The sequence below is a fragment of the Martinezella sp. CNPSo 3890 genome (genome assembly GCF_057784455.1).
The window spans coordinates 190,300-215,994 of record NZ_JBXSOR010000008.1 but is presented as its reverse complement, the minus strand read 5'-3'; the positions used below and the strand labels follow the sequence as shown (position 1 = coordinate 215,994).

Here is a 25,695-nt window from a genome sequence, read left to right as displayed (position 1 = left end):
TCGCTCGATCGCCGATATCCGTTACGGGCAGAGCCGGACGGTATTTCCATTTCCCAGTGGTGCTTACGCGCCACGGAATTAATCCTGCCGCAGCAGATTTCGGATCTTCTGCAGCGCGACATCGTTGTTTTCCTGATAGGCGATGGTGCCTCTGAGATTGCCGCCGGCATCGACGAGCAGCACGGAGGCGGTATGATCCATGGTATATCCACCGTCTGGGCTCGGCACCTTCTTGGCATAGATGCGCCAGCCCTTGATGGCCTTCTGCATTTCGGTGGGATCACCCGTGATCCCGGTGATGCGGTCGGTAAAATTGCCCGTGTAGCTATGCATGATCTCCGGCGTGTCGCGCTCCGGGTCGACGGTAAAGAAATAAGCTTTCAACCCATCGGCCTGCGGTCCGAGCGTCTTGAACCAGCCCGCCATGTCGTAAAGCGTTGTTGGGCAAACGTCGGGGCAATGCGTGTAGCCGAAATAGACGAGCGAGGGATGGCCCGACAGGGCCTTTTCGGTGATGGGGTCACCGCGATCGTCCGTGAGCGTGAAGGCTGTGCCGGGACCGCCCGTGGCCTGTACCTCAGGCAACACGAGGAACGTTGCGTAGCCGATCGCGCCCGCACCGGCGACAAGCATAAGGGCGACGGTGGCTGCAACGAAACGTCGTCTATTTGACATGGGACGTCCCCTTGTTCGCCGCTATCGATCCGACCGGGAAATCGACGTCGACAGAGCCGGCTTTTTCGAATTTGAGCGTTGCTTTCACCGTCTGGCCCTGAAGGAAGGGCTCGGCAACCTTCATGAACATGAGATGATAGCCGCCGGGTTTGAGTTCGACGGTCTGGCCGGCCGGTATCGGCAGGCCGCCGGCAAGCTCGCGCATGATCATGACCTCTTTGTCCATCTTCATCTCGTGAATCTGGACTGTTGCGGCGCGCGGTGAACTTGCAGCCACCAGCCGGTCGTCGGCGCCGCCCGTATTCGTGATGGTCATATAACCGCCACCGACGGGAGCTCCCGGCACCATGGCGCGAACATAGGGCGCGGAAATGGTGAGATTGCCGATTTTGACATCGTCGGCACAAGCGAGGGAGGAAGAAAGGAACGCCAGCCCGAAAGCGGCAAGGGCAAAAATCTGTCTCAGCATGATCGATATCCTTGATCCGGAAAAGGAGCGGACAGGCGAAGCCTTTGGGCTCCGCCCGGTCTCGTCAGGAAAAGAAACGCCGGAGCGGTGGCACGAAACGAACCACGAACCGGTCGAGGAGCAGCATCGCGACGATGGCGGCTCCCGTCAGCGGGAAGGCCACCCCGAAGACGATGGCGATGAGCCAGAGGCCGACATAGACGGCCTTCTGCGGCGGCATCGGCGGCACGCCGAGACGGCCCGATGGCCTTCGCTTCCACCACATGGTCGCAGCCGTCACGCAGCAAAGAACGATGGCGAGACAGGCGGCCAGCATCAGAAGCTGGTTGAAAAGGCCCCATTCCTGTCCCTGATGGACGTTGATGCCCCATTCGATGGCCTTGCCGAGCGCCGGATACTGGTCATAGGAAATGTCGACGAGCGGCTTGCCGGAATATTGATCGATGTGGACGGTGCGTTCCTTGCCGAGGTCGCCGAAATAGTGACTTGCGGTATAGACGCCGGTCGGATCTGAAGGGATCGCAAGATCGGAGCCCGCAACCATGCCCAGGCCGTGCATGATGTGGACGGCCTTGTTCAGGCCGATCGGCCTTGACGATTGCGCTGCCGCGATATCGGAAAGCGGAACAGGCGCATTCTCGACCACCCAGCCGGCGCGGCTGACAATATCCTGTGTGACCTTCGTCGATTTCGGCACCTCGTCCCAGACCGCAGCCGGTGTTCCGAGATTATTCGCCGTCAGCCAGGCATTGACATTGGCGCCCCAGTAACCGGACCATGGCATGCCGCTGAAGGCCAGGAAGAAGATGAGGATGCCGGCAAGGGCCCCCGTCACGGCATGCAGGTCGCGCCAGAAGACGCGCCGGGACGGATTGCCGCGAACCGTGAGCACGCCGCCGCTCTGCTGTCGCGGCCACCACAGATAGATGCCGGTCACCACGAGAACGAGGGCAAAGCCCGCGACGATCTCGATGAGGCGATTGGTCCATGTCCCGAAATATTCGAGGCTGTGGATACGCTTGACGACCCAGCCGAATTCCTGTTTCGAGCCGACCGCTCCCAGAATGCTGCCGTCATAAGGGTTGACGTAGACGATGGTTGATTGGCCGTCCTTGGATACCGTTACCCAGGCAGAGCGGTTCGGTGCCGACGCTTCGTGATAGGAGGTTGCGCGGGTGCCGGGAAAGGCCGCGAGTGCCGCATCGGCGATCTGCTGTGGCTGCAGCATCGTGCCGGTCTCGGCAACAAGGTAGCGATGCGAATAGAAAGTGTCGGCAATCTGATCCTTGAACAGATAGAGCGAACCGGTGATCGCCAGATTGAGCATGAAGGGAATGACGAGAAGGCCAGCAAAAAAATGCCAGCGCCAGATCGCGCGATAGAGCGACATATTATGGTGTGCTGCGGCTGCAGGCTCTGCAGCGGTAAGGGCAGACATGAAATCCTCCGAAGATCGGTAGGCTGCCATGATCGATCTGGGGAGGGGCGGCGATGGTTCGCCATTTGAGGTGAGCTTGCTTCACTTAAGCAGCCGGACCAATCGGCGCCGCCTTCTTCGGCAAAGTACAGTCAGGAACACCAATCCTCAGATTTTACGACCAAAGGGTCGCGATGCGGCAGCGTTGACGGCGAGCGTCACGGCGAGGCCGCAGCGCCGGTTCAGCCAACGATGTCGAGGAGGGGAGGCGCTCTCGGTCCTGTGTTCGGCGGATAAAGCTGGCGGTGGAAAGCCTCCGATCTTGCGATGACGGTTTCTCCGCGCGGTGAGGCAAGGCACTCGCAAATGTCGGTCGGAGGCGTGGGCAGCATCGCAGCGGACGCGATCCGGCATGCCTCGCATCCAGGCGCATAGGCTTTCCCATGCACCTTGCCGTCGGCATCCTTGTAGGTGACGCAGAGGATGGGCAGCGATCCGTCCGGAAGCCTGTACTGGGCAAGCTCGATTGGGGATACTTCGTCCGCTATTGCCACGATCGGCTGATGGGCGAAGCCGACAAGCAACAATGCAACGGCGCAAAGAATGCGCGTGCTCCACTGTCCTATACGCGAAATTGTCTTCCGCATTCTTGTCCCCACCACCGCATTCGCGGATAAGGTTTCACTCATAGGGCAGGCCTATCACAAGCGCAATGCGTCAATTCGTGCCGTGATCCTGCCGCACTGCCGATCGATGAGAAGCATATAAACTATTTTTAGAGATCGCATGGTATCTCGTAAGGACTTCGACCATGCCGCCACAGCTCATCCATTGCGGCGCGTAGCGAAGACTGGGAATAGCCATGGAAATCGAAACACATTTGATCTCGCTAATACGTGTCCTCGGCCAGGTGGCGATCATTGTCTATGCCTATTCCTGGGTCATCCGTATCGTCGAGCGCGGCGCTTTGAAATCCGTGGCCGTCGGGCTGCTGTTCGGGCTGGTCGGCATCCTGTCCATGGGCGATCCCATCCAATGGATGCCAGGTGTGATCCAGGATGGCCGGTCGATCCTCCTTGTTCTTACGCCGATCTATGGTGGCCTTCTAGGAACCATTGTCGCTGCGGTGATGATGGCCCTGTTTCGGTTCATGGTGGGCGGCATGGGCGCCGTGGTCGGCGTTGCCGGCATCGTGATTGTTGCGGCCGTGGGCTATGCGCTCAGTCTGCTGCCGCGGCAATGGACCGGCACGGGCTGGCGGCGATCGGCCCTGTTCGGTCTGGCGACCTGCTCATCCATTGTGGTTGTCTTCCTTTTGCCGTGGGCGGTTGCGCACGCCCTGCTCCTCTCGGCGACACTTCCGGTGACGATCGTCAATATCCTCGGCGTCATGCTGCTGTCAGACCTGCTGCAGCGGGAGCAATATCGCATCGGCATACAGCGTGCGCTGGAGAATGAAGCGAGCCTCGACCCACTCACAAGGCTGCCCAACCGCCGCGTGCTGCAGCGCGAAGGCGATCGATGCAGCAAGGAAGCGGGTACGCGGCGCATCCCTTTCTCGATTATCATGCTCGATATTGATCACTTCAAGAAGATCAACGACAGCTGGGGCCATTCCTACGGCGACACCGTTCTGGCGCGGCTGGCCGATGTTATCAGGCAAACCGTGCGCAAGACCGATATTGCGGCCCGCTATGGCGGCGAGGAGATCGTCGTGTTGCTGCCCAACACGGACATGAGGGCTGCGGCTGCCGTCGCGGAGAAAATTCGCAAGGACATCGAGGGTACAAGCCTGATGTTCGAGCAGGAAGCCGTCCATGTCACCGTTAGCATCGGTATTGCTTGCTCCCTTGAGCCGACGACGGATTTCAAGCATGTGCTCGAGGCTGCCGATAAGGCACTCTATCGAGCGAAGGCGAGTGGAAGAAATCGGGTTGAACTGGCGGAGGCCGCATAGGCCGGCTGTCATTCTTCGGCGATGAGCACGGCATGCTTTCCCGCATTTCCCGGCAACTCGCATGCGCGAGGATCTGCTGCAGGAAGCATCCCGGCAGACAATGCATGATTTCGCCGCCCTCGATCCCTCGGAGCGATCACGGGAAAAACGCGATGTGGTTCAGTTCAAGCGGTGGCGGAACATCCAGGCGGCAACCGGCATCGTCGCGGCGGCGATGGCGACGAGTGCCAGCATATCCGGAAACAGCGCGTCGATGCCGGCACCTTCGAGATAGACGCCGCGCGTGATGCTGATCGCGTATTTCAGCGGATTGATCATCGTCGCATATTGCAGGACTTCCGGCATGTTGTCGGTCGGCGACATCAGACCGGAGAGCAGCATGAACGGCATCAGGAAGACGAAGCAGAGGATCATCGCCTGCTGCATGTTGGCGGCAATCGACGATAGGAATAGCCCGAAGCCGATGGCCGCGGCAAGGAAGAGGCTAAGCCCGAGATAAAGCGTCAGGAAAGAACCGGCAAACGGGATACGGAACCAGAACAAGGCCACCAGCAGGATCGTCGATGCCTGGGTAATGCCGACGATCATCGAGGGAACAGCCTTGCCGATCATGATTTCGGTCGGCGTGAACGGTGCCACAAGCAACTGATCGAAAGTGCCTTCCTCGCGTTCGCGCGCAACGGACATGGCCGTCAGCATCATCGTCATCAGCATGGTGATGGTCCCGATGAGCGAGGGGACCATGCTCCATCGCGTTTCCAGTTGCGGGTTATACCATGCCCGCGTCGTGACCCTCATGCTGCTGTTGGAACTCCCCTTTTGCGCCAGCCAGTCGGAGGTGAAGTCGCTGACGATCGTGTTGGCATAGCCTTGCGCAATGCCGCTGGTGTTGGAATTCCTGCCATCCGCGACGACCTGCACCGTGCCCGTGGTGCCGGTTTCCAATTGTCGTTCGAAATCGCGCTCGATGACGATGATGAGTACGGCTTGCTTGGTATCGAGCAAGCGGATGGCCTGTCCGGTCTGCGTCAGTGTCGCCACCCTTTCGAAAATGCCCGATCCCTCGAGCTTTGCTACGAGGTTTCTCGATGTCGTCGTCCTGTCCTGGTCGACGAGCGCATAGGGAACATGATTGAGATCGTAGGTGGCGGCGTAACCGAAGATCAGGCATTGCAGGATCGGCGGCACGACAAGGCTTGCCCGGCTTCTCGGGTCCTTCAGGATAACGAGAAGTTCCTTGCGGATCAGGGTCAGGATGCGCAGAAGCGATGCGATCAACATGGCTATGCGATCCTCTTGCGGGTCATGCGCACGGCAAGGGCCAAAAGTGCTGTCGCCATGCCGGCAAGCACTGCGGCATTGGGCAGGATGACGCTCCAGATATTGCCGGCGAGAAACAGGGTTTGCAGCAGGGTAACGAAATATCGGCCGGGGAAGATATAGGTGATGATCTGCACGGCCCAAGGCATGCTCCTCGGATCGAACATGAAGCCGGAAAGCATCATGGCTGGCAGGAAGGTCACGAGAACTGTGACCTGGCTGGCAATGAACTGGCTCTTCGTGATTGAGGATATGGCAAGGCCGAGTCCCAGCGCGACGAGAAGATAGAGCATGGATACGACGGTCAGGACCAGCAACGATCCGCGAAGCGGCACGCCAAAGAGAAGCCGGCTGCCGACGACGCAGAGCGCAAGGCCCGCAAGCCCCAGAAGAAAATAGGGGACGGTCTTGCCGAGCAGGATCTCCGTCGAGCGCACCGGCGTTACGAACAGCGCTTCAAAGGTGCCGCGCTCCCATTCCCGCGCCATGACGAGGGCGGTCAGCAGCGCGCCGATCAGCGTCATAACGAGGACGACGAGACCAGGGACGAGGAAATAGCTGCTGTCATTGGCCTCGTTGAACCACAGGCGGGATTCGATCGTGACGCCGCTGCCGCCGGCCGTCCCTTTGCGCGAGGTTTCCTTGGCGGCCCAGACGCCAACGGCCGCTTCGGCATAGCTCAGCGAGATGCGCGCCGTATTGGCATCGCTGCCGTTGACGACGGCCTGAACCTCGCCACTGCCTTGAGCAACCTTCCGCGAGAAATCCGAGGGAATGCGCAGGATCGCCCGCACTTCGGAGGACAAGAGCATCCTTTCTGCCTCCGCCATCGTCTTGACGGGCTTCGGGGAGAAGTAGCTTGAGAGCTCGAAGGCCGAAGCGAGGCTGCGCGCCTCGGCTGAATTTTCTTCCATGACGATCGCGACGGGAACGTTCTTGACGTCGAGATTGATGCCGTATCCGAACAGGATCAGCAGGGCCACGGGCATGACGATACCGATCGCAATGCTGCTCGGATCGCGCAGGAGCTGCCAGGTTTCCTTGCGGATGAGGGCGCGAATGCGGCGCAAGGCTGCGCGCAATCTTTGGCCGGAGCTGTCTTTGGACTGGTTCATGCCGCCTTCTCCATTTTCCGATGGCGCTCCTTCTCGACGATCGCAATAAAGGCCTCCTCCATCGTCGCTGCCGCCTCGCCGTGCGCTCCCGCGTGAGCCCGGATTTCGACCGGTGTTCCCTCGGCCAGGTTTTTGCCGGCATCGAGGATGATGATTCGGTCGCAATATTCGGCCTCTTCCATGAAATGCGTCGTCACGATGATGGTGACGCCCTGTTCGGAGAGGGCAGTGATCCGTCCCCAGAATTGCCGCCGTGCCAGCGGATCGGCGCCGCTGGTGGCCTCATCAAGGAAGAGAATATCCGGTTCGTGCAGCAGCGCGGCGGCAAGCGCCAGCCGCTGCTTGAATCCGCCTGGCAACTGTCCGCTTGGCAGCTTTGAGAACTGGTCGAGTTCGAACTGGCTCTTCAGGGCGCCGATCCTGTCCTTTCTGCGCCGGCCGCGTAAGCCATAGGCGCTCGCGAAGAATTCCAGATTTTCGTCGACGCTGAGCTGGCCGTAGAGCGAGAATTTTTGCGCGACATAACCCAGTTTTTCTCGTGCCTTCGCGCCTGCCGTCAGGAGGTCGGAGCCGGCGACCATCAAGGTGCCGCCGGTGGCCGGAAGCAGGCCGCAGAGCATCCGGAACGTCGTGCTCTTTCCTGCGCCATTCGGACCGAGGAGGCCGTAGACCTCACCTTTGCGGACGCTGAAGCTCACATGGTCGACGGCCGTGAAGTCCCCGAATTTGCGGAGGAGGCCACGCACCTGCACGACCGTTTCATCGCCGTTGCGACGGTCGGATGGCTGGCCGCTGTGTGTCTGGCGCTCGGCGTCGCCGACGACGGCGGAAAACAGCATCATGAAGGCGTCTTCGAACCGGGGCGCGACGCTCTCGGTATCGAGCTCAGTCTCATCCAGCCGCAGCGGCTCGCGCGTCTGCTCCGGCTTGCGCACGATCCGGACGCGGCCGGCTTCCGGCACGGCATCCACAATGCCGGGCAGCGCGAACAAGCGCGCTTGCAGCGATCTAGCCGGCATGTCCTCCGGACCTTGTACCATGAAGCAGCAGCCATCGGCCTTTGCCGTAATCTCTTCCGGCGGCCCCTGATCGAGGATTTTGCCCGCATGCATCAGCACGGCATGTTCGCAGCGTTCGGCCTCATCGAGATAGGAGGTTGCCACGATCACCGAGAGCCCGTCCTCCCTGACGAGCTTGAAGACGATCTCCCACAGCTCGCGTCGCGACAGCGGATCGACGCCGACCGTGGGTTCGTCGAGAAGCAGCAGTTCCGGCGCCCGCACCAGCGTGCAGGCAAGGCCGAGCTTCTGCTTCATGCCGCCGGATAATTTTCCCGCCGGCCGCTCCTTGAAGCGACCGAGCTGCGTCATTTCGAAGAGGCGCGGATAGGTCTCGTCACGCTGGGATTGCGTCACGCCATGCAGATCGGCGTAAAGATCGAGGTTCTCCTGAACGCTCAGATCCTCGTAGAGGCCGAACTTCTGCGGCATATAGCCGATCCGGTCCTGAACGCGCTGCGGTTCCCTAGCAATATCGACGCCGATCACCTGCAAACTGCCTTCATCCGGCGCGATGAGGCCGCATGCCAGGCGCAGCAATGTCGTCTTGCCGGCACCGTCCGGGCCGACGAGGGCGGTCAGCGCTCCCTTGCGGACGTCCAGCGAGACATCGGCAAGCGCCTCCACCATCTCGCCGGTGTCGCGGCGAAAGGTCTTGCGGACATTCCTTGCTGTGACCGAGAGATCGCCGGCGCTCATGGCATTCCCACTCTATTGCTGCTGTGCGGTTGCGACATTCGCCTGCTCGCCGGGAAGCGGCCGGACGGTTGCCGGCATGCCCAGCCGCAGCGCGTTATCGGGATCGTCCACGAAGACCCTGACTTCATAGACGAGACTTGTGCGCAGCTCTTCCGTCTGCACCGATTTCGGCGTGAACTCCGCAACCGAGGAGATAAAGCCGATCCACCCCGGGATCGCCCGTCCCGGCAGCGAATCCACGCTGACGTTAGCCTTCATACCGGGACGAAGCATTCCAAGCTGTGTTTCCGAGACATAGGCGCGCACCCATTTCGGGCTGATCGTCGCAAGCGAGAATGCCGCTCGCGTGGGTGAGGCCATCTCGCCGGGCTCGATCAGTCTGGACTGCACGATGGCGTCGACCGGCGCTTTCAGCTCGGCATCGGCAAGCTGCTGGTGCAGAAGCGCGACATTGGCTTCCGATGCATGCAGCTGCGCTTCCGCCTCCTGAATGTCCTCGACGCGGGAACCGACGACAAGCAGATCGAGCGCCTTCTGATTGGCGACGACCTTGGCGTCGGCAACGGCGGCGGCAGAGCGCGCCTCATCCAAAGCCTGTTGGCTGACGGCGGCCTTGGGAGCAAGCGCGTTCTGGCGCTCGAACTGGGCGCGGGCATTGACCGCTTCCGCCTTGGCGGATTCGAGATTGGCGCGGGACTGCGCAATCTCTTCCGGACGATTACCGTTCTTGAGGCGCTCAAGATTGGCCCGCTGGCTTGCTGCCTGCGCCTCGGCCTGGGCGACCTGGGGCTGAAGACGGCTCGTATCCAGCCTGGCGACGACCTGGCCTTTCTTGACTTGCGCGCCCTCTTCGACAAGGACTTCGGCGACACGTTCGCTGCCGTTGAAGGCGAGGGTAAGTTGCCGGAAGTCGATGTTTCCATAGAGAGCAAGCTCGTTCGAGCCGTTGTCCCGATGGAAATACCACCAGGCTCCGCCCGCGGCGGCGATCAACAGGAGCAAGATGATGATGACGCGCTGCATACTGTATTTGAACTCCAAAGAGATGCCAGCTTTGATGAAACGAACGGTGACCGAGATCGATCCGCGGGACGATTATAACACTTGTCAAATTCAAATTTCAAATTAATATTTGAATTAATAGAAGGCGAAAGCAATGGCCAGAGGCATAAGACGAACGGCGCGATCTCGAGATCGGCAGGACGGGGCTGCCACGCGGATAAGCCTGCTTGAGGCGGGCGGCGCCGTCTTCGCCGAATTCGGCTTCGATCGCGCGACTGCAAAGGAAATCGCCTTGCGTGCGGGAACGAATGCGGCGGCGGTCAACTACCATTTCGGCGGCATCGAGGCCTTGTACGAAGACGTTCTTGCCGAGGCGCATCATCGCCTGATGAGTTACGATGTGCTTGCCCGCACGGTGGGCGCGGACATCGAGCCGAAGGAGAAGCTGCGCCGATTTATCGGGTTGCTGGTCAAAGTGGTGCGAACCGGCAATGAGCACTCATGGCCGGCCAAGGTGATTGTCCGCGAACTGATCGCGCCGACGCCGCACATCGACAAGCTGCGGCGCGAGGAAATCGAGCCCAAGAAAGGCCTGCTGTTCGGCGTCATCGCCCAGATCATCGGCGTGGCGCCGGACCATCCGCTCGTTGCTCAGGCGGCGCTTTCGACGATGGCGCCATGCTTCATGCTGCTGGTAGCCGAAAAGCGCGTGTCCGAGATCATTCCGGCGCTTGGACGGGAAGCGACCACGGATGAGGAGCTGGCAGACCGGCTCTTTCGCTTCACGCTTGGCGGCCTTACCCAGCTCTCCCTGCCAGTACAGGGAGCGGGATCACCGGAACAGCCGAGCTGACTCCTGGCAAATCGCGCCTCGGGAAATGCTTCAGCCTTCGAAACCGAAACGTTCGACATCGAAGTCGTCGCCATCGTACGCTCCGGCCTGGGCCTCCGCCATGTCGTCATGCATCGGAATGGGCGCGCTGACGAGGCTCGGGAGCGTCATGTCGACTGCCATGCCCGGCGGTTGCAAGGCCCAGGCGACGATGGCTCCGGTCGACATGGCTCCGACGCCGCCGGATACGTCCTGCACGGCAGAGCTTGGCAGCCGCTCCATTGGCTGCATCTTTGCCATGGCGCTATCGGCTGTATTCTTCGCATTGTCCGAAACTACGAGCTTTCCGGCGTCGCTGCGTCCCACGATCAGGCTGGCGAACACAGCGGGAGGGGCGGGTCTCCCCGGTGCGGCCGTCGGGACAACGACGATGCTGCTGGTCGGCCGCCAAGCCGGCAGCGGAACGGCATAGGCCGCAAGATCGGCAAAGGGCTGGCTCTTGTTTTCTTCGGTCACTCGCTTGCTGAGCTGAAGCTCCAGTCCAGTCAGGGCCCGGCTCCTGGGCGTCGGCAGCATGCTGGTGAGAAGGCTGCGGTCGGGCGTGTCATTGCGCGACGCTATCGATGACCCGGCGTCGTCATCGTCATCCACGACGGCTGCGATCCTGCTGCTCATTTGAGATGGCCGCTTTTTGGATTGGGCGACCGCCACATCATAGCCCGGCAGCGGTCTGCCATCTGCCGGCACATGCAGCGTCTGCCCATTCGGGAAAAGCCGCGCGAGTTCCTGGCGCGACATTCTCGGCCAGGCTCGCACCCTGCCGACATCGAGATGCACGAAGGGCGAGCCCGAATTGGGATAGAAGCCCACGCCGCCGATCTGCATCTGCATGGCAATCGCGCGCAGGCTCGCAAGCTTCACGCCGGGAATGTAAAAATCCATCGCCTTGCCGAGCGTATGCTGGCTGTGTTTGGCAACGCCGGAGCTGCGCGAGCGGTTGCGCAGCATGCTGTTGGTCGAGGGAGAGCGGTAGGCCGAGACGACGTGAATGGCCTCGTTGGCGCCGCTGCGGCGATAGACCTCCCAGACGAGATCGAGCAATTCCGGATCGATCCTGGTCGGCTCGTTCTTTCGCCAGTCGCGTAAGAAACGATTGATTTGAGCAAGGCCCCGCGGGTCATATTTGCCGCCGCGTTTGAAGACGATGGTCGCTCTTTCCCCCGTGTGGGTGAAGAAGAGCTTGAGTGCCCGATCCTCGGCCGCCGCGGTGCCGGCAAAAGCACCGAGCGCCAGCATTGCGATCAGCGCCACCCGGCAAGCGACGAATGAGAAAGTCGTGGCGAAAACCGTCGCCGGAATGGAAAAGATCACGTGATGCACGGATACGACTTTCGCCCTTGCTAAGAGAAACAGAAATCAGAGGCGCCGCGTCCGCGGCATCGCTATACCCTCCAATTATGGTCAACAAATCCCTAACGGACCGTTTATAGGTGGAAACGGCAAAATTTTGTCCGTTCGAGCGCATTCATAGGGCGGCGGAAGTCACCTCCAGCCCTGGCGACCCTTATTCCGGAAAGCTTCAGCTGTACCGTTGCAATTTTGTGAGGGCATCAACCAGTGCCTGTAAGGCGCCGTCTTTCGAAAGATGGGGAAAACCCGGCTTTGCAAACGTTTTCGCGTGGGTTGCAAACTGCCGGCCAAGACAGCATCATCCCGCCCCATGAGTGGACAGAATCGATTTGCTCCCCCATCAAGCGGGCAGCAAACAATCAGACGTAGCGACCTGTTGCGGCAGCTCCGGCGGGCCGGACTGCGCCGTTTGACGACCATTGTCGCACCTGCCGGGTATGGCAAGACCTCTCTTGCCGTTCAATGGTACGAGCTGTTGAAGGAGGATGGTGTCAAGCTCTGCTGGGTGTCGCTCGATGCCGAACATACCAATCAGGAAGCCTTTCTGCTCGCGTTGATCGATGCCCTGCAGACGCTGCTTCATGAGGATGGCGCGGATGCCGGCAACCTGCCTGCGGCGGCATTGCTTTCCGTGCTGGCGACGCGCCTGCGCAAGATCGAGGGGCCGCTCGTCGCCTTTCTCGACGACTATCATTTCGCCCAGACGGATGCGACCGAAGCGCTGATGGCGAAGATCCTCGCCGACCTCTCGCTCGAACATGTCAAGCTGGTGCTGGTCAGCCGCAGCCCGCCGCGCTTTCCGCTCTCCGCATTGCGGTTGCGTGGTGAGTTCAAACAGTTCGGTGTTGCCGAGCTTGGCTTTACCGATGCCGAAGCGGGAGAGCTTTTCGCCGGTAAGGGCACTCATCTGACAGAGGAACAGGTGGGTTCCTTCAATCGCCGGACCGAAGGCTGGGCGGTCGCGCTGCAGATGGTGAGCTTGCTCGTATCGGAATCGGAGGAGAGCGACAGCATTCTGGCTTCGTTCGATGGCGGCGGTGCTGATATGGGCTCTTACCTGTCGGAGCAGGTGTTCGAACATCTGCCTGAAGACATACGTGAGTTTCTCATCGGCACGGCCGCCCTTCCGGCCTTCAATCATTCGTTGCTCGAAGCCGTGCTGGAAAGCAGAGAGCAGGCGGATCTCAGCGAGAGGCTGGCTGACTACGCACTCCCGGTCACACTGCTGGCAGGCCCCGGCAACTGGATGCGGTTTCATCCGGTCTTCAACGAGTTCCTGAAGAAGACCGCCAGCCGCAGGGGTATCGATGCCAATCTTGCGCTCAATCGTGCCGCCCACTGGTTTGAGGCGCAGGGCGACATAGATCGGGCCGTGCATCATGCGCTTGCGGCGGGCGACGCCAATCTTGCCGCGCGCATCGTCGAAACAGCCGGCGGCTGGCGGCGTGTCTATGCCACCACCCGCGGCGGCGCGACGCTCTTTCAGGCCTTGAGCGGACGCGCCTCGGAAATCGATCTCGTCCGCTTTCCGCTTGCAACACTCGGGCTCTCGATCTTCAACGCCAAGGCGGCGCAGCTTGCTGCGGCCAATCATTATCTTGTCATCGCCGAACGGGCCGCTGCTGCAGACCCGACCTTGGCAAAGGACCTGCGCGTCGTGCGCATCCTTCTGGCGCTTTATACGGATCACTGGGCGACGGCGGCCGATCTTTCCGCACTTGAAGATGATTTGCGGCAGCCGGATGGAATGGAGCTCATTCATCGGGCGCTGGCCCTCAACATGCTTTCCTACAATTTCCTGATCCGCAGCGAGCTTGACCGGGCATTGCACTACGGGCATCTGGCCATTCGCGCCTTTCGCGACGGTGGCGCCGATTTCGGCGCCATGCACCTTTATACCCATATCGGCCAGGCCTTCTTTCTCTCCGGTGATTGTGCGAGCGCTCTGTCGGCCTACGAAGAGCTGATCTGCGAAGCGCAGACCAATATCGGTCCGGGCAGCGATCTCGATGCCGTCGGCCAGGTATTGAAGGCCGAGGTTCTGTCGATGCGCGGCGAGGCGGAGCCAGCGGCAGAGATGCTCGGATGGGCGCTGCCTCACCTTGAGCTTCATGATACCTGGTTTGACCTTCTGGCTGCGGGCTTCATGGCCGAGCAACGGATCCTGCGCATGCGCGAGGATTTGCTTTCCGCCCATGCAGCGATGGATCGCATTCGCGCCGTGGCACGGCGGCGCGGCTTCGATCGGCTGACGCGACTGATTGACGGCGAACGTGCCATGCTGCTCATGGCATCGGGCGATCTCGATCAGGCAATCCGGCATGCCGAGGCCAACGGCTTCGGCATGCAGGCAATCGTTTCAGACCGCGCCAATGCGCTGGCCATCCATCTGCGCGGAGCCACGCCGGCGATCTTCTGGACACGCGCCTACCTGGCTCTTGGCGAGAAGGCCAAGGCGCGCGAGGTCTTTGATCAGTTCAGGATGGGTCAGTCGCAACGTCCGCATGTCCCGCGCGCGATCGAGCTTGCTCTCATCGAAATAGGGATCCTTCTTGCGGAAGGCCGCGCGGATCTCGCCGCCGCCAGCCTTTCCGATCTCGTGTTGACGACCCCCCTCGACGACTACCGGGCGCTGCTTCATCTCGATCACTCCGCGGGACTGGGCGAGCTTCGCGCACTCGCCAATCATCCAACTATCGCAAACGTTCCTCGAAAGCGTCTCCAGTCTCTGCTCATGAGTGGTGAGACGGTGCACGAACCTGCCGCCGATGATGGCGGCTATGCCTTCACCGGCCGGGAACGCATGGTGTTGGAGCTGTTGAGTTCTGGGCTTTCCAATAAGGAAATCGGCCGGAATCTGGCCTTGTCCGACAATACGATCAAGTTTCACCTGCGCAATATCTTTGCCAAGCTCAATGTCTCGACGCGGACTGCGGCCGTGACGGCAGCGCGTCAAAAGGGCATGCTCGATCGCTGACCTACCCGTTCGGGTAGGTTTTGAGGCGCCCGCCCACCCATCGGGAAGGCTATCGACGGACGAAAAAACACCTAATCTGCACGCGTGCGAATATAATAATGAGGGGAAGATTCGTGATCGTCGTCGATCCGGTGACGCAGGAGATTATCGAGGGCAAGCTGGCAGCCACCGTCGACGAGATGGGCGTGGTCATGGCCAGGACCTCGATGAGCCCGGTGATCTATGAAGTGCTTGATTTCGCCTGCGGTCTCCTCACCCGTGACGGTGAACTCGTGGCGCAGATGAACGGCATCACCCTGTTCACCGGCACCTTCGGCACGCAGGTCAAATCGCTGATCGCGCTCTACGGCGATGATCTGGAAGATGGCGACATCCTGCTTACGAACGATCCCTATTCCGGCGGCACGCATGCCTGCGATTTCGCCATCGTCAAGCCGATCTTCTTCGGTGGCCGGATATTGGCCTATGCCATCAATGTCGCCCATTATCTCGATGTCGGTGGCTCGGTTCCAGGTTCTCTTGCGCCGAACGCCACCTCCGTCTTCCAAGAGGGACTGAGGCTGCCGGGCGTCAAAGTGGTGCGCAGCGATCGCTTCTCGGACGAAGTCCTGCGCATCATCCGCGAGAATGTCCGTCTGCCCGAAGTCGCGATCGGCGACCTCACGGCTCAGGTGGCGACCGTCCGTGTTGCTGCGCGCCGGATGGGCGAGCTTGCGCACAAATATGGCACCGATGTCGTCAAAGCCGCGTTTAATCACCTCCTGTCGGTCAGCGAGAAGCAGGCGCGCGCCGCCATAACCGCATTGCCGGACGGGATCTATGAGGCGGAAGATATCATTGACGGCGATGGCGTCACTACCGATCCTATTTCGGTCAAGGTTGCCGTCACGATTTCCGGAGATCGCCTGACGGCGGATTTCACCGGTTGCCCGCCAGCCGTCGCAGGCCCGATCAATTGTGCGGCGGGCGCGCTGCAGTCGGCGGTGCGCACCATCTTCAAGGCGCTGGTCGCACCACAGGCACCCTCCAATGAGGGCTGGTTCCGGCCGCTCTCCGTCATTGCGCCGAAAGGTTCGGTTTTTACCGCCGAGAAGCCTTCTCCGACGGGCTGGTATTATGAGGGTTCGGTGCATGCTTCCGAACTCGTCTGGAAGGCCCTTGCAAAGCTTATGCCGGAGCGCTTTTCCGCCGGTTCCTATACAAGCCTCTGCGTCCTCTATGTTTCCGGCAAGGACGAGGCGGGGCAGCCATTCATCCATATCGAGCCGCAACACGGCGGCTGGGGCGCGAGCAGGGACGGCGATGGCGCCAATGCGCTGATCGCGCTAACCGATGGCGATACCTACAATTACTCCGTCGAGGTCATCGAAGCCCGCTTTCCCTTGCTCGTGCGCCGTTATGGGCTGAACGTGGAAGGGGGATCGGGTGCGGGCCGCCGTCGCGGAGGTTTCGGTGTCATTCGCGATTATGAAATCCTCGGGGACGGTGCTTCCGCCTATTGCAGCTTTGGGCGAACGGATACGCCTCCCTGGGGAATAGAAGGTGGTAAATCCGGCAGCATCAATCTTCTGCAGCTGAAAGAGAGCGGCGGAAAGGTCCGTAATTTCGGCCGCGAACCGCATATCGAGCTGAAGCGCGGCGATCTCGTGCGGATCATTACAGGCGGCGGCGGTGGCTGGGGTGACCCGGGTGCTCGCGAACGGGAACAGGTCCGTCGCGATGTCGAAGATGGCTATATCACCAGCGAGATGGCGCGCAGCCTCTATGGATATGAAGAGGGTATGGCGTCATGATCAGACTGGCGACGGATGTAGGCGGTACCTTTACGGACCTCGTCGGTTATGATGAGCGCACGGGCGAGATCTTTACCGCCAAGAGCCTGACGACCGTTCACGACCAATCCGAAGGTGTGCTTGCGGCAATCGAGCTTGCCGAGAAGAAGGACGGGCTTTCGGCGCGCGACGTGATTTTCTTCGCGCATGGCGGGACAACCGTCATCAACGCGATTACGGAGCGAAAGGGCGTCCGCACGGCGCTCGTGACGACCGCCGGCTTTCGCGACGTCTTGGAAATCGGTCGCGGCAATCGCCCCGATCTCTACAATCTCCAGTTCAAGAGCCCGGAAGCCTTTGTGCCGCGCAGCCTGCGCTTCGAGGTGCGCGAACGCATGGATGCCAAAGGCCGGGTGCTAACGCCCATCGAGCTTGGCGATATCGAGCTGATCGTCCGTGAATGCCGCGCTCGCAAGGTCGAGGCGGTCGCCGTCGTCTTCCTCCACAGCTATGCCAATCCCGAGCATGAGATCGCCTGTGCCAAGGCGATTGCCGAAGCGCTGCCGGATGTCACGGTTTGCGCCAGCCACGAGGTTTCCCGTCAATGGCGGGAATATGAGCGTTCTAATACGGCCGTGCTTAACGCCTATGTGCAGCCGATCATCAAGCGCTATTTTGCGCGGCTTGAAAGCGCGCTGACCGAGCGCGATCTCACCTGCCCCTATTATGCCATGCAGTCGAACGGCGGCATCTCCACATTCGATCAGGCGCAGACGAGCCCGCTGACATTGGTCGAATCCGGGCCGGCCGGCGGTGTGGCGGGTGCCGCGCGTATCGGCACCGTGCTTGGCGAATCCGAAGTGCTGTCGCTCGACGTCGGTGGCACGACGGCGAAATGCTCGCTGATCCACGATAGCCGCCCGACGCTTGACAGCGAATACAAGCTCGAGCACACCCGCATCGCACCCGGCTATCCGGTGCAGGTGCCGGTGGTCGATATCGTCGAAATCGGTGCCGGCGGCGGCTCGATTGCCCGCATCGATGAGCGCGGAGCGCTCTGCGTCGGCCCGGAAAGTGCTGGCTCGACACCCGGGCCTGCCTGCTATGGCCGTGGCGGCGACAAGCCGACGCTATCCGATGCTTTGCTGACGCTTGGCATCTTCGATCCGGCAAGCTTCGCGGGCGGCCAGATGCAGCTCGATAAGTCCAAGGCTGCGGCGGCAATCGCGACGGTTGCCAAGCCGATGGAGCTATCGGTCGAGGATGCGGCGCTCGCGATCGTCGAGATTGCGCATGCGTCGATGATCAACGCGTTGAAGCTGGTAACCGTCCAGCGCGGACACGATCCGCGCGATGCCGCTTTCGTCATTTCCGGGGGTGCAGGGCCGGCGCTTGCCGCCCGCCTCGGGCGCGATCTCGGCGTTAAGATGACTGTGGTGCCGCCGCATCCCGGCATCTTTTCGGCCTGGGGAATGCTGGCGGCGGAGCCACGGGCCGATTTCCGCAGCACGTGGTTCTCGCCCCTTGGTCCTGAAGCCGTCAGCAATCTGAAGCGTCGTTTCGACGAGCTGAAGCGTGAGGCAGTCAGATATTTCTCCAAAGGCGATGCGGCGGAGATACGCTACGCCTGCCGCGTCGAAGCCCGGTATCGCGGACAGGAGCACGGCGTCTTCGCCCCCTTCGAAATGGAAGACGATGCTGAAAGCTTTGCGGAACGCTTCCATGCCGCGCATGAGCGCGCCTATACCTTCTGCCTGCCAGGTTCGCCGGTCGAGATTACCATGATCCATCTGGAGGCAGTGCTCCACGGCCCGGTCATTGCCATTCCGAAACTCGATGGCGCCGGCCGGTCGCTGGATGCAGCCTTCAAGGGGTGCCGCGAAGTCTATTTCGGCGGAACGACCGGTTGGGTGTCCTGCCCCGTCTACGAGCGCACGCGGCTCCCGTCTTCCGAGAGGATTGCCGGCCCGCTCATCATCGAGGAGGCAACCGCGACATCGCTGGTTGTTGCCGGACAGGAACTGGAAGTGAGCGAGGAAGGCTTGCTGCTCATCCGCGAATGTGATGGGGGACGCGTCTAGTATGGCGATAGCGATCGGTCTCGACCATATCGTCAGAAATTACGGGCCGACGCGCGCCGTCGACGACGTGACGCTCGACATCAGGGCAGGGGAGTTCTTTACGCTGCTCGGCTCGTCCGGTTGCGGCAAGAGCTCTCTGCTGAAGCTGATCGGCGGCTTCGACAAGCCCACTTCGGGACGTGTGTTTTTTGACGGAAAGGACATGGCTGACGTTCCGGCCAACCGCCGGCCGGTGAATACCGTCTTCCAGTCGCTCGGGCTCTTTCCGCATATGAATGTTGCCCAGAATATCGGCTATGGGCTGAAGCTGCGCGGGTTGTCCGGTGCCGCCCTGAAAGGCAAGGTTGATGGCGCACTGGACCTCGTCGAACTTTCGGGTTTTGCGGATCGCAACGTCGATCTTCTCTCAGGTGGCCAGCGCCAGCGCGTCGCGCTAGCGCGCGCGCTCGTCATGGAACCGGGTATCCTGCTGCTCGACGAACCTCTGACCGGGCTTGACGAACGGCTGCGTCAGCAGATGCGCGACGAATTCGGCCGTCTTCACAAGCGTACCGGTGCGACATTTATCCTGGTCACCCACAATCAGGACGAGGCGCTCAGCCTTTCCGATCGGATGGCTGTCATGCACAAGGGGCGGATCGAGCAGACCGACGTACCGTCGCGCTTCTTCGAGGCGCCGGCCAATGCCTTCGTTGCCCGTTTCGTCGGCATCGATACGCTCCTCAGGCCCGAAAGCATTTCGGTTTCAGGCGGCAGGGCTCTCGTTACGATTGCGGGACAGCACATTGGTGCAAGCTTTTCCGGAGCGGCGCCTCCGTCCGATGCGCTTGTTGCAATCCGCCCAGACCGAATTGAGCTGATCCCGGCTGCCGACGAGGCTGCCGAAATAATTGAACTTAAGGTTGTCGAAAGCATCTATCGCGGACTCAGCCATGACGTTACGCTCGCTTTCGCCGACAGCCAGCGCGTGGTGTTAACGACTAGCGCGGACGCAACTCCGCCCTTGCCGGGCGAAAGCGTGCGCGTGTGTCTGAAGCCAGGCGCTGCGCTCCTGATCGATCGTTCCGGAATACCGGCTCTGGCTGGAGGCGATGAGTAGAACCCGAATAGCTGACACAAGCGAAAAATGAGGGAAGGGAATGACACGATGAACAAGAGCAATAATCTCGTCTCCTCCGCCTTGAGGAGTAATATGCAGCGCCGTGACATGCTCAAGCTGATGGGTGCGGGTGCGGCCGCACTCACCGTCGGCGGGCTTTCTGCAACGACTGCCATGGCCGATGATGCTACGGTTGCATTCTGGGGTACCGCCACGCTCGATATCGGCGACAAATGGCAGGAGTTTACTCGCCAAAGTGGCGTTTCGCCTGAGTTTACCGATAACGGCAACGATGTCGGGCCGGTGGTCGCGCGCCTTGCCGCCGGCAATGCCAACGATCTCTTCGATGTCGGCGGCTTTCAGGGCGGCGCCGAGCGCGAGCTTGCCAAGCAGGGCCTGATTGCCCCCTGGGACGTCTCCAAGATCTCGAATTTCGCCGGCATCTGGCAATGGGCCAAAGATATCCCGACCTTGACCTATGAGGGCAAGCAGTACGGTATTCCCACCGTCGTCAACGCCGACTCCATCATTTATCGCCCCGACAAGCTCGGCAAGGTCGACAGCTATGGCGTCATCTTCGACCCCAAGCTCAAGGGCCGGGTCGCGATGGAAGATGCGTGGATCAACAGTGCCATCTTCACCGCCATCTATCTGAAGGAAGCCGAGAACAAGCCGATCAAGGAGCCCGGCAACCTGACGGAATCCGAGCTCGGCCTCGTCATGGAGTTCCTGATCAAGCACAAGAAGGATGGCCAGTTCCGCACTTTCTGGAACGGATGGGAACAGGGCGTGCAGCTGGTGGCGAACGAGGAAGTCGACGCTATGACCGGCTGGGAGCCGATCGTCTATGAAGGCCGCAAGCGCGGGCTGCAAGTGGAGTATGCAGCTCCCGTCGAAGGCTACGAAGGCTGGGGCAACAATACGGTACTGCTGAAGGGCGCCACGGAGCGCGGCAAGGCCGACGTCGCCCACAAGTTCGTCGATGGCCTGCTTGCGGGCCTCTATGGCTGCGAGCTCGGCAAGGCGCGCGGCTATCTCGTGCCGACCGACAACAACCTCGCCTACGCCAAGGCCCATCCGGATGAATACAAGGCCGAGGACGTTGCCAAGCTTGCCGAACATGTGAAGGCCAAGTTCTCCGGAAAGGTCTACTGGCAGAATTGCCGCCCGGACAATTTCCAACTCTACGAGGAGTGGTGGCAGAAGCTGCGCAACGCCTGATTTAACATGATGGATCGGGGCTGGCGTATCTGCCGAGGGAGAGGCCGGTCCCGAGCCAATGCGATCAACGCCGAGAGAAGGAGGGTTAGACGATGAAAACACCAGTTCTATTGCTTGCTGCTCCGCTCGCGGCGATCATACTGCTCGGCCTTGCGCCGCTCGTTCTTGTCGTGGTCTGGAGCTTCTGCGCCTGGGATTCCGCCACCTACTGGATCAAGCCGGAATTCAGCCTCGCCGCCTATGGCGCCATTCTGGAGGCCGGGCGCTGGAGCGTGTTCCTGTCCACCCTTGGCAAGGCGTTTCTGACATCGGCTATCTGCCTCGTCATCGCTTATCCCACCGCCTATGCGATGTATTTCCTGGCGGGCCGCACCCTGTCTGTGGTGCTTGCGGCCCTGCTGACGATCCCGTTTTTCACGTCCTATCTCATTCGTTCCTTCTCCTGGCGCTTGCTGCTCGGCCGCACCGGTGTCATCAACACGCTCCTTCAGCAGGCCGGCATCACGGACGCGCCGCTCGACTGGCTGCTGTTCAGCGATTTTGCTGTCATCGTCGGACTGATCGCCTCCTACCTGCCGTTCGCAACCTTCCCCATCCTGCTCTCAATGCGCCGTGTCGATCCGATCGCGCTGGCGGCGTCGCGCGATCTCGGTGCCGGATTCTGGACGATGGTCCGCACGGTATTGCTGCCGCTGACCTATTCCGGCGTCTTCGCCGGCTTCCTGTTCGTCTTCGTCATGGTTGCCGGCTCCTCGACGGAGGTGCAGATGCTCGGCGGCGCTGGCGCTTCAATCGTCTCGGTGATGATCAACGACGTCATGCGCGTCGCCAATTTTCCGCTCGCCTTTGCGATTTCGACGCTGATGCTCGTCATCGTCTTTGGGCTGGTGCTGATCGGGGATGCCCTGTTCGGCCTCTCCTCACTATTCGAGGAGCGAGGCCAATGATCGTCAGAGAAGGAGCGACCCCGCGCATCGTCATCTGGGCGCTGACCATCTTCGGCCTCATGGTGATCTATGCGCCGCCGCTTTACCTGCTCGGTGTCTCGTTCAATCCTGCACTGCAGCCGGGGCTGCCGCATTTCTCCGACATCACCCTGAAATGGTACCTTGCACTCGGCTCCGAAAGCGCGCTCGTCGCCGCGCTCGGCCAGTCGATTGTCATTGCGCTTGCGACGGCTGTCATTGCGACGCTGCTGTCGCTCGGCGCGGCGCTGGCGCATCGCGAGCTTCATCGTGGACGCAGCCTATGGTTTTTGACTGTGCTGCTGCCGATGTTCGTACCCGGCGTCATCCAGGGGCTGGCACTATCGACGGTGATCAGCCGCGCCGGTGTGAAGGCATCGGCTTTGACTGTCATTGCCGGCCATCTTCTATGGGCAATGCCCTTCGCCTTCATCGTTATCCTGACGAGCTTTGCCGCGGTCAAACGGACCTACCTGATGGCGGCGGACGATCTCGGTGCCGGCCGCTTCCGGCAGTTTTGGGATATTACCCTGCCATTGATCCGGCCGGGTCTCGTCAGCGCCTTCATCTTTTCGTTCCTGCTGTCCCTTAACGAATTCACGCGCGCCTTCTATCTGGCAGGCCGCCAGAACACCTTGCCGGTCGTGCTGTTCGGCAAGATGAATGCCGGTGCGTCGCCGACAATCTATGCGATGTCCGGCGCAATCTTCCTTGTTTCCAGCGTCTGCGTGGTGACCGTGGCACTGCGTTCGCTGCTCATGCAACGCCGAGTAGGGTGATCGATATGCAAATAGGACTGACAAGTCGCAAGTTCCGCCCGCCCTTAGACCTCCATCAACGGGAGTATAGAGGATGAAACAAGAATCGAAACTGATGGCGCTGATCCGCGCGGGAAAGAGGCAGGAGGCACTTGACATGGTCGAGCGGCTGAAGGCGGCGACGCAATTGCTACCGACGTCTATCAAGGTGGATCGGACAGGCGCCGTCACCTATTACAAAGGAAACTGCCGTTTCGTGAGAAACATTCAGGGCGGCTGGGATCTGGTGCCGAAGAAGAAGTAAATGTCTGCTGTTGATCGGGGCAGCCAACAGGCCAGCGCTGTCGAAGGTACGGCGCGGGCGAGACGCAGCGGTTGGAAAGGACAGATTTCCATCGACTGCAAATGGAAGGTCATGGTGCCAATATTCTGGCAAGCTTTTCATGCTCGGAGTTTTGCCAAGACTGCTATTCCCCAGTGAAATAATGATTTGGTTAAGTATTCGATATCTTTAAGATATAAATAATATTAGAAAATATCTTATTTAGAAATATAAAATTAACGTCCGAAGCCTAAGGTCTCCTCGACTGTCATCGCGCAGATGAAGGTCGATTGAAGGAGACAGGACCATGTATCGTGTTTCTCATTTCAACAGGGAGAAAGAGGGCGCCGCAGCAGTTGAATTCGCTCTCATCGCGCCGCTTTTTTTCCTTCTGCTTCTCACGCTGGTTGCCTTTGCCATCTATCTTACCGCCGCTCATTCGCTGCAGCAATTGACGGCCGACGCTGCCCGCACGGCAATCGCCGGGTTGTCGGCGGACGAGCGAAGCCAGCTGGTTCAAAGCTTCGTCACCAATTCGACGATCAACGACGCTTTCATCGACAAGAGTAAGTTGACGATAACCGTCGCCACCGACCCAACCAATGTCAATCAATTCACAGTCAGCGCCAGCTATGACGCGTCGGATCTTCCGATCTGGAACCTCTATACCTTTGCGATGCCGGATCAAACCATCCGCCGCTATTCGACCATCCGGCTCGGAGGTCTCTGATGCAGCGGCTTCTCGGTCGGCTCGCTTCTCTGCGGGACAGGCGAGGAAACGTCGCCATCACGACTGCGCTCGTCTCGCCCCTCATCCTCTATTGCCTTGGCCTCGGCATCGATTACGGCATGATGACGCTGCAGCAACGGCGCCTGCAGCAATTGAGCGACATCGGCGCGATATCGGCTGCTTCCGATATCGCAAATGCGCGGACTGCGCTTCTGAACAATCTCCAGAGCAATGGCACGACCGCGGCAGTTGCCTCGGGCAGCAACTATATGACGAGCAACGGGCTCGTCACCGCAGCTGCGGCCAACTCCGGTCAATATGAGACCGTGGCCAATCTGGTCCTCGGCACCTACACGGCAGATACATCGATCCCGCTTGCAAACCGCTTCTCCTCTACGGGAACCTCGCCGTATGATTCCGTCAAGGTGACATTGACCCAAAAGGCGGTGATGCCTTTCGCTTCCGCCTTTGCCACGCCGCCGACCTTGAGCGCGACGGGCACCGCGTCCAGCGAGCGCCTGGCTGCCTTTTCGGTGGGATCGCGGCTTGCGAGCCTCAATGGCGGTATTCTGAACCAGCTCCTTGGCACGTTGCTAGGAACGCAAATCTCTCTGAAAGTCGCCGATTATCAGTCGCTTGTCAGCGCGAATGTCAATCTTCTGAGCTTTCTCAATCTGCTGGCTACGGATCTCAAGCTTACTGGCGTGAGCTATAACGAGCTTCTGGCAACTGACGTCACCTATGACAAGATTCTCGGCGCTCTTGGCAAGTCGACCAATCTTTCGACCGGAGTCGTCACCCTCATCAACAATCTCGGCAAGACGCTCGGCACAACGAAGCTGACCGTCAAGCTGCAGGATATCGTGAATCTCGGTCCGTTGGGGAGCAATGTCGTCGGCACCTCCCCCAATCTGACGGCCACCATGAACGTGCTGGATCTGATCTCGGCGACCGCAATGGCTGCCAACCAGCAAAAACAGATCGCGATCGATCTCGGGGCTGCTCTGCCAGGCGTCGCGACCGCGAAGCTGACGCTGGCGATCGGGGAAATGTCGCAGCAGACGCCGGCCCTTGCCGTGGGCGCTCCGGGCACGATCGTTCGTACGCCGCAAGTCCGTGCGGCGCTCGAAGTCGCCGTCACCGGCCTGTCGCTGATCGCCGGATTGAAGCTCAGAGTTCCGCTCTATATCGAGCTTGCTCCCGCGGAAGCCAAGCTTGCCTCGATCACCTGTGTCGGCGGCTCCATGCCAAACGCGGTCGTCGGGATAGACGCCGTGCCCGGTGTTGCCGAGGTAGATCTTGGTGACGTCAATACGTCTGCTTTCGTAAACTTCGGCTCCGAGCCGCGGGTAACGCCGGCTGCGATCATCGATTCCCTTCTTCTCAAAGTGATTGCGGGTGCGCAGGTCGATATCGCCAATATGAGCCCGACACGATTGAATTTTCAGCCGTCGGAGATCTCGGCAGGTACGATCAAGACGGTTTCCACCAGTACTGTCCTGACGTCCACGGTCTCGTCGCTGCTGAAAAACGCGACCATCACCATCCAATTGCTCATCTTGACCATTGGAACGCCGTCGGGGGTGCTTTCAGCCGTTGCCGATACGCTATCGGTCGTGACGGCGCCCCTCGATCAGGTTCTGTACGGCCTACTCGGCCTACTCGGTCTTGGTATCGGGCAAGCCGATGTGAGCGTTACCGACGCAAGATGCACGCAGCCTGTGCTGGTACAGTAACGGCTTCGCGGCGCCTATGGTCGAGCCGCGCGCACCAAATCCGGTTTTACCTCGAACGAGGAGCTCGATTGCCAACCGAT

The 25,695-nt window shown here is 60.5% G+C and carries 21 protein-coding genes; 12 read left to right on the top strand and 9 right to left on the bottom strand.

What is annotated here, in order from left to right; all coding sequences use genetic code 11:
• Positions 1 to 78 precede the first annotated feature (78 nt).
• From AC13RC_RS20030 to AC13RC_RS20015, 4 genes are all read right to left on the bottom strand, one after another.
• Complete coding sequence (locus tag AC13RC_RS20030; RefSeq protein WP_488558236.1) at positions 79 to 675, bottom strand: SCO family protein; 597 nt, start codon at positions 673 to 675, stop codon at positions 79 to 81.
• On the bottom strand, positions 665 to 1,144 hold the full coding sequence (locus AC13RC_RS20025; RefSeq protein ID WP_488558235.1) for a copper chaperone PCu(A)C: 480 nt from the start codon (positions 1,142 to 1,144) through the stop codon (positions 665 to 667). Before AC13RC_RS20025 ends, AC13RC_RS20030 begins: the two co-directional genes overlap by 11 nt.
• A 64-nt stretch (positions 1,145 to 1,208) precedes the next feature.
• Complete coding sequence (locus AC13RC_RS20020) at positions 1,209 to 2,582, bottom strand: PepSY-associated TM helix domain-containing protein (RefSeq protein WP_488558234.1); 1,374 nt, start codon at positions 2,580 to 2,582, stop codon at positions 1,209 to 1,211.
• Between the two features lie 221 nt (positions 2,583 to 2,803).
• The gene (locus AC13RC_RS20015) at positions 2,804 to 3,208 is read right to left on the bottom strand and encodes a hypothetical protein (protein ID WP_173002473.1); all 405 of its coding nucleotides are present in this window, start codon (positions 3,206 to 3,208) and stop codon (positions 2,804 to 2,806) included.
• A 215-nt stretch (positions 3,209 to 3,423) separates the two neighbouring features.
• On the opposite strand from AC13RC_RS20015, the gene AC13RC_RS20010 reads away from it, so the two are divergent.
• Positions 3,424 to 4,518, top strand: coding sequence for a GGDEF domain-containing protein (locus tag AC13RC_RS20010; protein WP_488558233.1), 1,095 nt, complete (start codon positions 3,424 to 3,426; stop codon positions 4,516 to 4,518).
• Positions 4,519 to 4,677: 159 nt separating this feature from the next.
• Here AC13RC_RS20010 and AC13RC_RS20005 read toward each other — a convergent pair whose 3' ends face one another.
• From AC13RC_RS20005 to AC13RC_RS19990, 4 genes are read right to left on the bottom strand one after another with little or no spacing between them, the layout of a single operon-like run.
• Positions 4,678 to 5,799 (bottom strand): ABC transporter permease, encoded by a 1,122-nt coding sequence (locus AC13RC_RS20005; protein ID WP_488558232.1) that lies wholly within the window; start codon positions 5,797 to 5,799, stop codon positions 4,678 to 4,680.
• 2 nt (positions 5,800 to 5,801) lie between these two features.
• A complete protein-coding gene (locus AC13RC_RS20000; RefSeq protein ID WP_488558231.1) occupies positions 5,802 to 6,953 on the bottom strand; it encodes an ABC transporter permease in 1,152 nt (383 codons plus the stop codon).
• The gene (locus tag AC13RC_RS19995; protein WP_488558230.1) at positions 6,950 to 8,710 is read right to left on the bottom strand and encodes an ATP-binding cassette domain-containing protein; all 1,761 of its coding nucleotides are present in this window, start codon (positions 8,708 to 8,710) and stop codon (positions 6,950 to 6,952) included. Before AC13RC_RS19995 ends, AC13RC_RS20000 begins: the two co-directional genes overlap by 4 nt.
• A 12-nt stretch (positions 8,711 to 8,722) precedes the next feature.
• On the bottom strand, positions 8,723 to 9,733 hold the full coding sequence (locus AC13RC_RS19990) for an HlyD family secretion protein (RefSeq protein WP_488558229.1): 1,011 nt from the start codon (positions 9,731 to 9,733) through the stop codon (positions 8,723 to 8,725).
• Between the two features lie 133 nt (positions 9,734 to 9,866).
• Here AC13RC_RS19990 and AC13RC_RS19985 point away from each other — a divergent pair, with 133 nt between their 5' ends.
• Positions 9,867 to 10,565, top strand: a complete 699-nt coding sequence (locus tag AC13RC_RS19985; RefSeq protein WP_488558228.1) for a TetR/AcrR family transcriptional regulator — start codon at positions 9,867 to 9,869, stop codon at positions 10,563 to 10,565.
• 30 nt (positions 10,566 to 10,595) lie between these two features.
• Here AC13RC_RS19985 and AC13RC_RS19980 read toward each other — a convergent pair whose 3' ends face one another.
• Positions 10,596 to 11,924 (bottom strand): peptidoglycan L,D-endopeptidase MepK, encoded by a 1,329-nt coding sequence (locus tag AC13RC_RS19980; RefSeq protein WP_269244838.1) that lies wholly within the window; start codon positions 11,922 to 11,924, stop codon positions 10,596 to 10,598.
• Positions 11,925 to 12,363: 439 nt separating this feature from the next.
• On the opposite strand from AC13RC_RS19980, the gene AC13RC_RS19975 reads away from it, so the two are divergent.
• From AC13RC_RS19975 to AC13RC_RS19930, 10 genes are all read left to right on the top strand, one after another.
• Entirely contained in the window at positions 12,364 to 14,931 is a 2,568-nt protein-coding gene (locus AC13RC_RS19975) for a winged helix-turn-helix domain-containing protein (RefSeq protein ID WP_488558227.1), read from the top strand.
• Between the two features lie 98 nt (positions 14,932 to 15,029).
• Positions 15,030 to 16,724: a hydantoinase B/oxoprolinase family protein gene (locus tag AC13RC_RS19970; RefSeq protein ID WP_488558226.1), complete on the top strand. Its 1,695-nt coding sequence runs from the start codon at positions 15,030 to 15,032 to the stop codon at positions 16,722 to 16,724.
• Positions 16,721 to 18,784: a hydantoinase/oxoprolinase family protein gene (locus tag AC13RC_RS19965; RefSeq protein ID WP_488558225.1), complete on the top strand. Its 2,064-nt coding sequence runs from the start codon at positions 16,721 to 16,723 to the stop codon at positions 18,782 to 18,784. The genes AC13RC_RS19970 and AC13RC_RS19965 overlap by 4 nt, the downstream gene beginning before the upstream one ends.
• A 1-nt stretch (position 18,785) precedes the next feature.
• On the top strand, positions 18,786 to 19,883 hold the full coding sequence (locus tag AC13RC_RS19960) for an ABC transporter ATP-binding protein (RefSeq protein ID WP_488558224.1): 1,098 nt from the start codon (positions 18,786 to 18,788) through the stop codon (positions 19,881 to 19,883).
• Between the two features lie 48 nt (positions 19,884 to 19,931).
• Positions 19,932 to 21,104, top strand: a complete 1,173-nt coding sequence (locus AC13RC_RS19955; protein WP_488558223.1) for an ABC transporter substrate-binding protein — start codon at positions 19,932 to 19,934, stop codon at positions 21,102 to 21,104.
• 92 nt (positions 21,105 to 21,196) lie between these two features.
• Positions 21,197 to 22,051, top strand: a complete 855-nt coding sequence (locus AC13RC_RS19950; protein ID WP_488558222.1) for an ABC transporter permease — start codon at positions 21,197 to 21,199, stop codon at positions 22,049 to 22,051.
• Entirely contained in the window at positions 22,048 to 22,848 is an 801-nt protein-coding gene (locus AC13RC_RS19945) for an ABC transporter permease (RefSeq protein WP_488558221.1), read from the top strand. The genes AC13RC_RS19950 and AC13RC_RS19945 overlap by 4 nt, the downstream gene beginning before the upstream one ends.
• 73 nt (positions 22,849 to 22,921) lie before the next feature.
• Entirely contained in the window at positions 22,922 to 23,131 is a 210-nt protein-coding gene (locus AC13RC_RS19940) for a hypothetical protein (protein WP_069610151.1), read from the top strand.
• Positions 23,132 to 23,456: 325 nt separating this feature from the next.
• Positions 23,457 to 23,879 carry a TadE/TadG family type IV pilus assembly protein gene (locus tag AC13RC_RS19935; protein ID WP_145319254.1) on the top strand — a complete coding sequence of 141 codons (423 nt, stop codon included), beginning with the start codon at positions 23,457 to 23,459 and terminating at the stop codon, positions 23,877 to 23,879.
• The gene (locus tag AC13RC_RS19930; protein WP_183808801.1) at positions 23,879 to 25,615 is read left to right on the top strand and encodes a pilus assembly protein TadG-related protein; all 1,737 of its coding nucleotides are present in this window, start codon (positions 23,879 to 23,881) and stop codon (positions 25,613 to 25,615) included. Before AC13RC_RS19935 ends, AC13RC_RS19930 begins: the two co-directional genes overlap by 1 nt.
• Positions 25,616 to 25,695: the final 80 nt, after the last annotated feature.